The organism is Agromyces sp. NPDC058126 (assembly GCF_042884595.1).
GTDB lineage: Bacteria > Actinomycetota > Actinomycetes > Actinomycetales > Microbacteriaceae > Agromyces.
Genome location: NZ_JBHVTS010000001.1, coordinates 1,078,569 through 1,091,247, shown reverse-complemented (window position 1 = coordinate 1,091,247; position 12,679 = coordinate 1,078,569). Strand labels below are relative to the sequence as shown.

General features: G+C 70.8%; 11 protein-coding genes. 5 read left to right on the top strand and 6 right to left on the bottom strand.

Features of this window, described 5'->3' with window-relative positions; all coding sequences use genetic code 11:
- Window positions 1-10 precede the first annotated feature (10 nt).
- A complete protein-coding gene (locus tag ACFVTR_RS04850) occupies window positions 11-982 on the bottom strand; it encodes a sugar ABC transporter substrate-binding protein (RefSeq protein ID WP_387035234.1) in 972 nt (323 codons plus the stop codon).
- A gap of 218 nt (window positions 983-1,200) precedes the next feature.
- Here ACFVTR_RS04850 and ACFVTR_RS04845 point away from each other — a divergent pair, with 218 nt between their 5' ends.
- A complete protein-coding gene (locus ACFVTR_RS04845; RefSeq protein ID WP_387035232.1) occupies window positions 1,201-2,325 on the top strand; it encodes a class II histone deacetylase in 1,125 nt (374 codons plus the stop codon).
- Window positions 2,326-2,427: 102 nt separating this feature from the next.
- Here ACFVTR_RS04845 and ACFVTR_RS04840 read toward each other — a convergent pair whose 3' ends face one another.
- The 3 genes from ACFVTR_RS04840 to pdhA are packed head-to-tail and all read right to left on the bottom strand — an operon-like array spanning window position 2,428 to window position 6,025.
- Window positions 2,428-3,849: a dihydrolipoamide acetyltransferase family protein gene (locus tag ACFVTR_RS04840; protein WP_387035390.1), complete on the bottom strand. Its 1,422-nt coding sequence runs from the start codon at window positions 3,847-3,849 to the stop codon at window positions 2,428-2,430.
- 5 nt (window positions 3,850-3,854) lie between these two features.
- Entirely contained in the window at window positions 3,855-4,865 is a 1,011-nt protein-coding gene (locus ACFVTR_RS04835) for an alpha-ketoacid dehydrogenase subunit beta (protein ID WP_387035230.1), read from the bottom strand.
- Window positions 4,862-6,025 (bottom strand): pyruvate dehydrogenase (acetyl-transferring) E1 component subunit alpha, encoded by a 1,164-nt coding sequence (gene pdhA / locus ACFVTR_RS04830; protein ID WP_387035228.1) that lies wholly within the window; start codon window positions 6,023-6,025, stop codon window positions 4,862-4,864. Before pdhA ends, ACFVTR_RS04835 begins: the two co-directional genes overlap by 4 nt.
- 165 nt (window positions 6,026-6,190) lie before the next feature.
- On the opposite strand from pdhA, the gene ACFVTR_RS04825 reads away from it, so the two are divergent.
- From ACFVTR_RS04825 to ACFVTR_RS04815, 3 genes are all read left to right on the top strand, one after another.
- Window positions 6,191-6,649 (top strand): Lrp/AsnC family transcriptional regulator, encoded by a 459-nt coding sequence (locus ACFVTR_RS04825; protein WP_387035226.1) that lies wholly within the window; start codon window positions 6,191-6,193, stop codon window positions 6,647-6,649.
- Between the two features lie 76 nt (window positions 6,650-6,725).
- Entirely contained in the window at window positions 6,726-7,382 is a 657-nt protein-coding gene (locus ACFVTR_RS04820) for an ArsR/SmtB family transcription factor (RefSeq protein ID WP_387035224.1), read from the top strand.
- Window positions 7,382-7,606 (top strand): hypothetical protein, encoded by a 225-nt coding sequence (locus ACFVTR_RS04815; RefSeq protein ID WP_387035222.1) that lies wholly within the window; start codon window positions 7,382-7,384, stop codon window positions 7,604-7,606. The genes ACFVTR_RS04820 and ACFVTR_RS04815 overlap by 1 nt, the downstream gene beginning before the upstream one ends.
- Before the next feature lie 153 nt (window positions 7,607-7,759).
- Here the strand turns inward: ACFVTR_RS04815 and ACFVTR_RS04810 are convergent, their stop codons facing one another.
- On the bottom strand, window positions 7,760-10,042 hold the full coding sequence (locus ACFVTR_RS04810; RefSeq protein WP_387035220.1) for a polyribonucleotide nucleotidyltransferase: 2,283 nt from the start codon (window positions 10,040-10,042) through the stop codon (window positions 7,760-7,762).
- A 312-nt stretch (window positions 10,043-10,354) separates the two neighbouring features.
- Here ACFVTR_RS04810 and ACFVTR_RS04805 point away from each other — a divergent pair, with 312 nt between their 5' ends.
- On the top strand, window positions 10,355-10,546 hold the full coding sequence (locus tag ACFVTR_RS04805) for a DUF5302 domain-containing protein (protein ID WP_387035218.1): 192 nt from the start codon (window positions 10,355-10,357) through the stop codon (window positions 10,544-10,546).
- Window positions 10,547-10,548: 2 nt separating this feature from the next.
- On the opposite strand, the gene ACFVTR_RS04800 is transcribed toward ACFVTR_RS04805, so the two are convergent.
- Window positions 10,549-12,606 (bottom strand): glycosyltransferase, encoded by a 2,058-nt coding sequence (locus tag ACFVTR_RS04800; protein WP_387035216.1) that lies wholly within the window; start codon window positions 12,604-12,606, stop codon window positions 10,549-10,551.
- Between the last annotated feature and the right edge of the window lie 73 nt (window positions 12,607-12,679).

Below are 12,679 nucleotides of genomic sequence, written 5' to 3'. Positions count from 1 at the left end.
TTGGGCGTCTTCACTGATTCGCGAGCAGGTAGTCCTCGGCGTTCGCGGCATCGACGAACGTCAGCGGCAGGATCTGGTCCTCGACCGTCTCGCCTTCCGCGGCGGAGATGAGCAGTTCCGCGTTCGCCTCGCCGATCTCGCGCGCCGGCGCGAGGTAGATGAACCGCCAGAGGGACCCCTCACCGGCCACCGCGTCGAGTTCGGCATCGGTGCCGTCGAGGTTCGCGAGCAGGACGCCGTCGTCCGTCGGCGAGACGCCGCTGTCGATCAGTGCCTGGTAGGCGCCCTGGGCGGGATCGTTCGAGACCGCGAGCCAGACCTTCGTGTCGGGGAACGCATTCAACTGGTTCTGCACCGCGGAGTAGCCGTCGTCGAGGTTGAGGACGGAGTGCTCATTCACGTTGAGATCGAGGCCCGCCTCGTCGAGGGCCTCCTTGATGCCCTCCCCTCGGAGCCGTCCGAGGTCGGTGTCGGGGTACCCGAGCAGCGCAACTTCGACGTGCTCCGACCCGTACCGCTCGGCGATCCACTCGGCCGCCTTCTCACCGAGCTTCTTGCCGTCGGCGAGGTGGTCGAAGTACACCGCGGCCGCCACACCGTCCCAGGTGCTGCCGTAGCCGAGCACGGGGATACCCATCTCGCTCGCGCGCTGGGTGACCGCGACCATCGCGTCGGACTGGACGGGGTAGCCCATGATCGCCTTGATGTCGCCGCGCACGATCCAGGACTCCCAGTCGGAGACCTGCGTCTGCGCGTTCCACTTCGGGTCGTCGGTCACGAACTCGTATCCGGCTCCCTCGACGGTGTCCTCCATGAACGGCAGCATGTCGTTCCAGACCTGGATGTCGAGGCCGGCGAAGCTCATCGCGACCGCGCCCTTCGCGGCGTCACCCTCCGACGTCGCTGAGCCGCCGGTCGAGCAGCCGCTGAGCGCGAGCACCGCGAACGCGGAGGTGACGGCGGCGATCTTCAGTCGTTTCATTTGGATGCTCCTTCGCACCGTGGAACCTGATGTGTCGGGATCGCGTCGTGAACCCGTGGCGACATCGAAGCATAGTGAATGATGATTGTGCAATAGATTCCGCAAAGTTGTGATCATTCACTTGCGAAGTACCCCTCATCGTTGTTTACTCGAAACTCAGCTGGCCATCTCCTTGCCGATCACTCATTCGGCTGGCCACATGAAGCGGAGGCAACGCAATGGAGCGCAGGACCGGGTACGTCTGGCACGAGCGGTACGCCTGGCACGACACGGGGACCCACGCGGGCATCTACCCGAGCGGCGGTTTCGTGCAGCCTTACCAGACCTACGAGGCCCCGGAGACGAAGTCGAGGATCGCGGGGCTCGTGGAGGTCTCGGGACTCATCGACCGACTCACCCGGATCCGCCCGGAGCTCGTCTCGGAGGACGACCTGGCGCGAGTGCACACGACCCGTCACATCGAGGCGATCAAGACCCAGTCGTCGGCCGGCGGCGGGGACGGCGGCGACGGCTTCACCCCGTTCGGCCACGGAGGCTACGACATCGCCCGGCTCGCCGCTGGCGGCACCTATGCGGCCGCGCGCGCCGTCATGGACGGTACCGTGGACAACGCGTACGCCCTCGTGCGCCCGCCCGGGCACCATGCCGAGCCCGACATGGGGCGCGGCTACTGCCTCTTCGCGAACGTACCGGTCGCGATCGAACGCCTGCGCGCCGAGGGAAGGGTCGGGCGGGTCGCCGTCTTCGACTACGACGTCCACCATGGCAACGGCGCGCAGAAGATCTACTGGAGCGATCGCGAGACGCTCACCGTCTCCGTCCACCAGGATCGACTGTTCCCCGTCGACAGCGGCATGGTCGATGAGCGCGGCGAGGGCCCCGGTTTCGGCACCAACATCAACGTGCCGCTGCCGGCGGGCAGCGGCGACGGCGCGTACTGGGCCGTCGTCGAACAGGTCGCCGGACCGGCCCTGCGCGCGTTTCGCCCCGACCTCATCGTCGTCTCGAGCGGCTTCGACCCCTCGGCGGCGGATCCGCTCGGGCGGATGAGCGTCACCTCCGCGGGATTCCGCGGGATCGCCGAACGCCTGCGCGCGCTCGCCGACGAGGTCTGCGGGGGCCGGATCGTGTTCTCGCACGAAGGCGGCTACTCAGCCGTGCACACGCCCTACTGCGGGCTCGCGGTGCTCGAGGCGCTCAGCGGCATCACCACCGACGTCGCCGACCCCTTCGCACTGAGCTTCGACGCTTCTCCGGCCCGCGACCTGACGCCCTGGCAGCAGGATCGGATCTCGGAGTCCGCGGCGCTCGCCGTCGCCCTGGGACTGATCGTCGGCGACTGAGCGCCGCCCCCGGGGAGCGGTGGAGGTGCCCGACGGGAGGGTTCGCGCGACCACAGGCGACGTTCCCCGTCGGGTCCGCCGACCCGACGGGGAACGTTGCGATCACATCATGGTCAGCGCACGGCCCGGTTCGCGCAGGATCGCACCGATGTCGGCGAGGAAGCGTGACCCCTGTTCGCCGTCGACCAGGCGGTGGTCGAAGGACAGGCTCAGCGTCATGACCTCGCGGAGGGCGATCTCGCCCCGGTGCTCCCACGGCTGCCGGCGCACCGCCCCCATCGCGAGGATCGCCGCCTCCCCCGGATTCAGGATCGGCGTGCCCGCATCGATGCCGAAGACGCCGATGTTCGTGATCGAGATGGTGCCGCCCGCGAGCGACGACGGGCTCGTGCGGCCCGAGCGCGCGGTCTCGGCGAGCGCGGTGATCGCGTCGGCGAGCTCGAGCAGCGTGAGCCCGTCGGCGCCGGGGATGTTCGGCACGACGAGTCCGCGTTCGGTCGCCGCGGCGATGCCGAGGTTCACCCCCGCGAACTGCACGATCTCCTGCGCGTCCTCGTCCCACCGGGCGTTCACCTCGGGGGTGCGGCGGGCCGCGATGCAGAGGGCCTTCGCGACGACGGCGAGCGGGGTCACGCGGTGCGCCGCGAGCGCACGGTCCTCGCGGAGGCCGCGCACGAGCTCCATCGTCTCGGTCACGTCGATCGTCAGGAACTCGGTCACGTGCGGGGCAGTGAAGGCACTCCGCACCATGGCCGCGGCCGTGTGCTTGCGCACGCCCTTGATCGGGATGCGGGTCTCTGCGGGTCGGGAACCGGTCGGGGCCGCCTGCGGCTCAGCAACGGCGGCGCCGGATGCGATCGTCGGGCTCGTGACCGATGACGATGCCGCGTGCTCGACGTCGTCGCGCGTGATCAGGCCGCGCGGGCCGGTGCCCGCGATGTGCTCGAGGTCGAGGCCGAGGTCGCGTGCGAGCTTGCGCACGGGCGGGGTCGACCGCGGGCGCTCGGCGCCGACGGCGGGTTCGAGGTCGGGACGAGGCGCCTCGGCGACCGGCGCGGCCGGCACCTCGGGCACCAGCTCGGCGGCGAGCGCCGCGGCGCGTCGTGCGCGGCGCTTCGGCCCGCCTTCGTCGCGTGCGCCGTAGCCCACGAGGTTCGGACCGGGAGCGGCCTCACGACCGCCCGCCGGCGCGGCCTCGTCCGCCGTGCTCGTCCCGCCGCTCGCCGCGGCCGAGGGAGCCGGCGTCGCCGGGACGGACCCCGGGTCATCCGCCTCGCCGGAGGCCTCGCCCGTGTCGCAGGAGAACAGCGGCGCACCGACGTCGATCGTCTCGCCCTCCGCGGCGTGCAGCGCCGTGATGACGCCCGCGAACGGCGAGGGCAGTTCCACGACCGCCTTCGCGGTCTCGATGTCGGCGACGATCTGGTTGAGCTCGACGCGGTCGCCGACGGCGACGCGCCAGGCGACGATCTCGGACTCGGTGAGCCCCTCGCCGAGGTCGGGCAGCGGGAAGTCGCGGATCATCGTGGTCACGCCTCCACCCCGCTCAGCGAGTTCGGCCGGCCGAGCGCGCGATCGACCCCGTCGAGGATGCGGTCGAGGTCGGGCAGGTGATGCCGCTCGAGCTTCGCGGGCGGGTAGGGGATGTCGTGGCCGGTGACCCGCACCGGCGCCGCCTCCAGGAACTCGAAGCAGCGCTCCGTGATCGATGCGGCGATCTCAGCACCCATGCCGCCCTGCTGGCCCGCCTCGTGCGCGATGACGAGCCGGCCGGTGCGCCGCACCGACGCCTCGATCGGCGCGTAGTCGATCGGCGCGAGCGAGCGCAGGTCGATCACCTCGAGGGAGATGCCGTCCTCCGCGGCCGCGGTCGCGGCATCCCGCGCCGTCTGCACGAGCGCCCCGTAGGTGACGAGCGTGACGTCGTTTCCGCGCGAGAGCGTCGCGGCGACGCCCATCGGCGGTGCGTCGGCGAGGCTCGCCGACTCGTCGACCTCGCCCTTCACGTGGTAGCGGCGCTTCGGCTCGAAGAACAGCACCGGGTCGTCGCTCGCGATCGCCTGCCGCAGCATGACGTACGCGTCGGCGGGGTTCGAGCAGGCGACGACGCGCAGGCCCGCGGTGTGCGCGAAGTACGCCTCGGGCGACTCCGAGTGGTGCTCGGCCGCGCCGATGCCGCCGCCGAAGGGCACGCGGATCGTGATGGGCATCTTCACCGTGCCGCGCGAGCGGTAGTGCAGCTTCGCGACCTGGGCGACGATCTGGTCGAACCCGGGGTAGATGAATCCGTCGAACTGGATCTCGACGACCGGCCGGAATCCCCGGTATGCGAGCCCCACCGCGGTGCCGATGAGGCCGGCCTCGGAAAGTGGCGAGTCGACCACGCGGTGCGCGCCGAACTCGGCCTTCAGCCCGTCGGTCACGCGGAACACGCCGCCGAGGGTGCCGATGTCCTCACCCATCAGCACGACCTTGTCGTCGTCGGCGAGCGCGCGCCGGAGACCGGCGTTCAGGGCCTTCGCGAGCGTCAGCTGCGTCATCGCACGCCTCCTTCGGTACGACCGGATGCCTCGGGCCCGGCGCCGTCGCCCGGCTCGTCGAACATCGCGAGGTAGCGCGCGTAGTTCGCGCGCTGGCGCTCGAGGTGGCTGTTCGGCTCGGCGTAGACGTGGTCGAACACGCTGAGCGGCTCGGGGTCGCCGAGGGTCGTGATCGCGGCGCGCAGTTCGGCTGCGACGCGGTCGGCCTCGGCGATCGCCTCGCGCTCGAGCCCGGCGATGTCGACGCCCGAGCCGTCGAGGTAGGCGAGCACCCGCGAGATGGGGTCGCGCTCGCGCCACTCGGCGAGCTCGGCGTCGCCGCGGTACCGCTTCGGGTCGTCGGCGGTCGTGTGCGGGCCCATCCGGTAGGTGACGGCCTCGATGAAGCTCGGCCCCTCGCCTCGGCGGGCGCGATCGAGGGCGAAGCGGGTGGCTGCGAGCACGGCGAGCACGTCGTTTCCGTCGACCCGGAGGCCCGGCATGCCGAAGCCGTCGGCGCGGCGCGCGATCGCCTGCTTGGACTGGAGCCCGACCGGCTCGGAGATCGCCCACTGGTTGTTCTGGCAGAAGAAGACGACCGGGGCGTCGAAGCTCGAGGCGAAGACGAGCGCCTCGTTGACGTCGCCCTCGCTGGTCGCGCCGTCGCCGAAGTAGGCGATCGAGGCGGCATCGGAGCCCTCCCAGCGGAGGCCCATGGCATACCCCGTGGCATGCAGTGCCTGCGCGCCGATGATGATCTGCGGCACCGCCATGTTGTGCTCGTACGGGTTCCAGCCCGAGGCCGCCGTGCCGCGCCAGACACTGAGCAGCTGGGCCGGAGCGACCTTGCGGTGCCACGCGAGCGCGTGCTCGCGGTAGCTCGAGAAGACGAAGTCGTCGTCGCGCAGCGCGTGGGCCGAGCCGATCTGGGCGGCCTCCTGACCTACGAGCGGCGGCCACAGGCCGAGTTCGCCCTGGCGCTGCAGCGCGGTGGCTTCGGTGTCGATGCGGCGCACCACGACCATGTCGCGGTAGAGGCGACCGAGCACCTCGAGGTCGACGTCGGCGACCCACCGGTCGTACTCGGCGTTGCGCACCCGCTCACCCGTCGGGGTGATCAGCTGCACGAACGGGTCGGGGCGTGTCAGGAGGCCGGTGGCGTCTCGGTCGGATGGGGTCATCGTCGATCCTCGCTCTCAGCGGGCCCGCTTCGTGGGCAGCCCGCACCGGCGACTCTGCCGGATACCGTGAGCGTACGTCGATCGGTCACACAGCTCAAGCAAGCGTGAACACATTGAGCATGTTGCCAAGTTGACGCACCTCAGCCGGTGCTATTGTGTGGCGTTATGACCGGTTACGACGCCGTCGACCGAGCGCTGCTCGCGGCCCTCTCCCCCGACCCCCGCGCGACGGTGGTCGCCTTGGCCGATCGGCTCGGCCTCTCGCGCAACACGGTGCAGGCGAGGATGGCCCGCCTCGAGTCATCCGGCGCCTTCCTCTCGTTCGAACGCAGCATCGACCCGGCGCCGCTCGGCTACCCGATCGAGGCGTTCATCGCGGTGCACGTACGGCAGAAGCTCCTCGGCGAGGTCGTCGACGAAATCGCTACCATTCCCGAGGTCATCCAGGCGCACGGACTGTCGGGCTCGATCGACCTGCTCGTGCGGGTGGTGTGCCGCGACGCGCACGACCTGTTCCGCATCGACGGCGAGATCCTCGCGATCGACGGCGTCGAGCGCACCGAGACCTCCCTCGCTATGGGCGAGCTGATCCCGTATCGACTGGGACCGCTGCTCGAGCGCTGAGCACCTCGGCAGGATGCAAAGAACCCGTTGCAAACAAATCCTTGCAAAGATCTCTTTGCAACGCTATCTTTGCAACATGACCGAGACGCCCGAGAACTTCGCAGACCAGCCCAGCAGCACCCAGCACCCGGGCATCGACCATGTGCTCTCGACGAAGGCCCTGAAGTCGCTCGCCCATCCGCTGCGGGTGCGCATCTACGACGAGCTCTCCGCGTACGGGCCGCTCACCGCCAGCGGGCTCGCCGAGCGGCTCGGCGAGTCGAGCGGCTCGATGAGCTATCACCTGCGCGAGCTCGAGCGATCCGGCCTCGTTCGCGAGAACACCTCCCGCGGCAAGGGCCGTGAGCGCTGGTGGGAGCGGGTGCCCGGCTCGGTCACCGTGCCCGATGTCCGCAAGCTGCCGGCCGGCAGCGCCGAACGACTCGCGGCGAAGCTGGTGGAGGACGAGTGGTTCCGCGCACGCGAGCAGAACGCCCGCGACTTCCTGAGGGAAGGCGACCAGGTGTTCGGACCGGAGTGGCTCGACGTTGCGACGAGCGACACCGTCAACCTCCGCCTGACCCCCGAGCAGCTGCATGCGCTCGTCGCCGACGTCGACGTGGTCTTCCAGAAGTACGGCGCGCTCTACAAGCACACCCCGTCGCCGGGCTCCCGCCCGGTGCAGATCCACTTCACCGCCTTCCCGCTCGTCCGCGGGGAGGTCACCGACGATCCGACTCCGAAGGAGCGATGATGACGACGAACACCGCACTCTCCCCGCTCGCCCCCGGCGCGGGCCCGCTCGCCGCACTCGCCGTGCGCGGCGGTCTCGGACTGGCCGGCTGGGGACTCAAGCTCGCGAGCCGCCGCAACGACCCCGACCGCCGGCTCGACCGGCTCGAGGCCCGAGCGGCTGCCCGGCAGGCTCTCGCCGAGCGCGACGCGCTCACGGCGCGGGCGACCACACGGCTGCTCTGACGCGCTGCTTCTGCAGGAGATCGGGCCCCATCCCCTGCGCTGAACCAGTCTCAGCGCACATCTCCTGCAGCAGCAGCCGTACCGGCCGCGAACGACGGATGCCCCGCCCGAGAGTCTCGGGCGGGGCATCCGCGTACTGCTGAAGGGTGTCGACTAGTCGTCGGCGCCTTCGGCGGGAGCCTCGGCGTGCTCACCGGTCGCGCCGCGACCCTCGGAGTCCGCGTCCTCGGCGAGGACCGGGGCGAGCGACAGCTTGCCGCGGTCGTCGATCTTCGTGATCTCGACGAGGATCTTCTGGCCGACGCCGAGCACGTCTTCGACGTTCTCGACGCGCTTGCCGCCGGCGAGCTTGCGCACCTCCGAGATGTGGAGGAGGCCGTCCTTGCCGGGCAGCAGCGAGATGAACGCACCGAAGGCGGCGATCTTCACGACCGTGCCGAGGAACTGCTCGCCCACCTCGGGGTTCGTCGGGTTGGCGATCGCGTTGACCTGGGCACGGGCGGCCTCGGCCGACGGGCCGTCGACGGCGCCGATGTAGACGGTGCCGTCCTCCTCGATGGAGATGTCGGCGCCGGTCTCGTCCTGGATGGCGTTGATCGTCTTGCCCTTGGGGCCGATCAGCTCGCCGATCTTGTCGACGGGGATCTGCACGCTGATGACGCGGGGCGCGGTCGGCGCCATCTCGTCGGGCGCGTCGATCGCGGCGTTCAGCACGGCGAGGATCGTCGTGCGTGCGTCCTTCGCCTGCGTCAGCGCGCCGGCGAGCACCGAGGCGGGGATGCCGTCGAGCTTCGTGTCGAGCTGGATCGCGGTGACGAACTCGCTGGTGCCGGCGACCTTGAAGTCCATGTCGCCGAGCGCGTCTTCGGCACCGAGGATGTCGGTGAGCGCCGCGTAGCGGGTCTCACCGTTCACGGTGTCGGAGATGAGGCCCATCGCGATGCCCGCGACGGGAGCGCGCAGCGGCACACCCGCGTTGAGCAGCGACAGGGTCGAGGCGCACACCGAGCCCATCGAGGTCGAGCCATTCGAGCCGAGCGCCTCGGAGACCTGACGGATGGCGTAGGGGAACTCTTCACGAGTGGGCAGCACGGGCACGAGCGCACGCTCGGCGAGCGCGCCGTGGCCGATCTCGCGGCGCTTGGGCGAACCCACACGACCCGTCTCACCCGTCGAGTAGGGCGGGAAGTTGTAGTTGTGCATGTAGCGCTTCTTGGTGACCGGGCTCAGCGAGTCGATCTGCTGCTCGAGCTTCAGCATGTTCAGCGTGGTGACGCCCAGGATCTGGGTCTCGCCGCGCTGGAAGATGGCTGAACCATGCACGCGGGGCACGACCTGCACCTCGGCGTCGAGCGGACGGATGTCGGCGAGGCCGCGGCCGTCGATGCGGACGCCCTCTTCGAGGACGCGCGTGCGCATGACCTTCTTCGTGACCGACTTGTACGCGGCCGACACCTCGGCGTTGGCCGACTCGGGCAGCTCGCCCGCCTCGACCTTGGCCGCGACGTGCTCCTTGGTGCGCGCCTTGAGGGCGTCGTCGGCGTCCTGACGCTCGACCTTGCCGGCGATCTGGTAGACGTCCTTGAGCTCGGCGGCGGCGAAGGCCTCGACGGCCTCCTTGACCTCGGCCTGGTACGGCGGGAACGTCGGGTAGTCGGCGACGGGCTTCGCCGCCGTCTTCGCGACCTGGACCTGCGCCTCGACGAGCTGCTTGATGAAGGGCTTCGACGACTCGATGCCCTGCGCGATGACCTCTTCGTTCGGCTTGACGGCGCCGGCCTGGATCAGGTTCCACGCGTTGTCAGTCGCCTCGGCCTCGATCATCATGATCGCGACGTCCTGCGAGCCGTCGGCCTCGGTCACGACGCGACCGGCGACGACCATACTGAACACGGCGTCCTCGAGCTGCGAGTGCTTCGGGAAGGCGACCCACTGGCCGTCGATGAGCGCGACGCGGACGCCGGCGACGGGGCCGGAGAACGGCAGGCCCGAGAGCTGGGTCGAGAGCGAGGCGGCGTTGATGGCCAGCACGTCGTAGAGCTCGTCGGGCTCGATGGCGAGCACCGTGACGACGACCTGCACCTCGTTGCGGAGGCCCTCGACGAACGAGGGGCGCAGGGGGCGGTCGATGAGACGGCAGGTGAGGATCGCCTCGGTCGAGGGGCGGCCCTCGCGACGAAAGAACGAGCCCGGGATGCGACCCGCGGCGTACATGCGCTCTTCGACGTCGATCGTCAGCGGGAAGAAGTCGAAGTGCTCCTTCGGCTGCTTCGAGACGGAGGTCGCCGAGAGCAGCATGGTCTCTTCGTCGATGTAGGCGACCGCCGAGCCCTGCGCCTGCTGCGCGAGGCGGCCGGTCTCGAAGCGGATGGTACGCGTGCCGAACTTGCCGTTGTCGATGACGGTTTCGGCGAACGTGATTTCAGGACCTTCCAAGAGGCCTCTCCTTTGTTTACCGTCGCACCCCGTGTGGGCACGACTCGTACGAAGGAGCAGGAACAGGCATTACGAATCGCAAGAGCTTGCGTTCACGCTGGCCACCAGTAGAAGTCCACCAAACGAGTTGGTGATCCACCACAGGGGACCAGCTTCCTGCCGGCCTGCTCCAATGATCGCCCGCACGAATGCACGGGCAACCGCTCCCAATGCTAGCAGAGGGCCCGTTTTCAGGCCGTGAACTGCGGATGTCCCGCCCGTGACGCGTCGGCGCGGCGCGCGCCGCGAGGCATCCGTGCCAGACTCGGGAGCATGACTTCCGACGAGCAGACGACACCCAGCGCCTCCGAGGAGACCAAGCGCAAGTTCCGCGAGGCGCTCGAGCGCAAGAACAAGGCCTCGAAGCGACGCGAGGGCGAGGCGCACCTCGACGGCTCGGGTGCCGCGAACCACACGCACGGCCCGGTCGACCACAAGCGCGAGTTCCGCCGCAAGAGCGGCTGAGCTCACCCGGCGCGTCGCGACGACGCCGACGCACGCCGCCCGACCGGCGCCGGCAGGGCGACGGATTCCAGTGCTCCGCGCTTGGCGAGCAGTCCGTCGCCGGCCGCGCGACCCCGCAGACGGCGGAGCGCCCAGGGCACCGCATGGCGGCGCAGCCAGGCGAGGTCGCCGAGTTCCACCGGATCTTCCGCATCGTCGTGGAGCGCCACCTCGAGGGCCCCGAGCGCGTCGGCATCGGGGATGCCGAGCACCTTCGCCGCGGCGTAGGCGAGCCCGCGGTGTCCCGATGAGTTGAGGTGCACGCGATCCTCCGCCCATCGGTCCCGCCCCGTGAGCTCCGGTTCTGCAGCGACCTCGACGAGGCGCGCGCCGTGCGTCGCCGCGATCTCCCCGAGCACGGCGTTGAACCGGGCGAACCGCGCGACGAACGGCCTCGCCTCGCGTCGGGCGGGCAGGAACGGCGTGACGAGCAGCACCTCGCAGCCCGTCGCGCGCACGCGGCCGACTGCGTCGCCGAGCACTCGCGCGAGGTACTCGGGTCGCGCCCGGCGGCCGACGAGGTCGTTGCCACCGACGAGGACCGAGACGAAGTCGGCGCCGAGCTCGAGCGCCCGCGGCAGCTGCACGTCGACGACGTCGCGCACCGTGCGGCTGCGCACGGCGAGGTTCGCGTATTCGATCGGCTCGCCCTGGGGTGCCGCGAGCGCGAGCAGCATCGCGAGCCGGTCGGCCCAGCCGCGGAACTCGCCGTCGGCTGTGCGCGAGGTGTCGCAGAGCCCCTCGGTGAGCGAATCGCCGACGGCGACGTAGCGGCGCGGGCGCAGGGGCGCGGCCGGCGCCGTCGGCGCGATCGGCGCGATCGGCGCGTCGGGCCGATGGGATGCCACGCGCCCGCCCCGCTCCCCCGCGACGGCCCCGACGCGCGCCGGACGGGGATGGGGCATCGCGCGGCGGAGCCCCGCGGCATCCTCGTAGTGCCCGATGAGCTCGTCGCCGAGCCGATCCCAGCCGCGCCCGAGCACCGATTCGCGGGCGCGCAGCGCGAAGGCGCGGCGCTTCGCGTCGTCGCCGGCGAGATCCTGCACCCGCGACCGCATCTCGGCGAGGTCGCCGGGACGGTAGAGCCAGCCGTTGCGGCTCTGCTCGACGAGGTCGAGCGGTCCGCCGCGACCGGTCGCGACGACCGGCACCCCGCTCGCGAGCGCCTCCTGCACCGTCTGGCAGAAGGTCTCGTGCTCGCCCGGGTGCACGAAGAGGTCGAGACTCGCCATCGCTACGGCGAGCTCGTCGCCGCCGAGGAATCCGGTGAACAGGGCTCCCGGGAGCCGTCGTTCGAGCGCCGCCCGCGCGGGCCCGTCGCCGACGATCACGAGCCGGACGTCCGGTAGCCCGGCGAGCGCGGTGAGGTCGTCGACCTGCTTCTCGGCGGCGAGCCGACCCACGTATCCGACGATCGTCTCGCCGCCCGGCGCGACCCGACGCCGCCACGACTCGTCGCGGCGGGAGGCGGCGAAGCGCTCGGTGTCGACGCCGCGACGCCAGAGCCTGAGCCGATCGACGCCGAGCGAGTCGAGCCGTTCGACCGCCGAGCTCGAGGGGGCGAGCGTGAGCGTCGCCCGGCGGTGCAGCCTCGCGAGGTGGCGGGTCAGCGCGGGCTCGGCCGCGGGCACGCCGTAGCGCTCGGCGTATGCGGGCACGTCGGTCTGGTACACCGCGACCGACGGCGCACCCGCCGCCTCGGCCGCGAGCACGCCGCGCCAGCCGAGCACGAACGGCGAGGCGAGATGCACCACGTCGGCCCGGTGCTCGCGCACGATCGCGGCGAGCCTCGCGGCGCCCGTGAGCGTCACCCGCACCTCGGGGTAGCTCGGCAGCGGCACCGAGGGCAGGAGGATCGTGCGCACGTCTCCGAAGAGCGTGCGGTCGATCGGGCCCGAGCGCGGTGCGACGACGAGGGCCTCGTGCCCTCGCCGTTCGAGATGGCGCAGCACCTGCAGCAGTGAGTGCGTCACGCCGTTCATGTGCGGGAGGAACGATTCTGCGAGGAGGACGACCTTCACGCTTCCAGCGTGCGGCCCGTGCCGACTCGGAGTGAGCCGGAACGGGCCCGCGCGCGAAGGATTCACCCGCCCG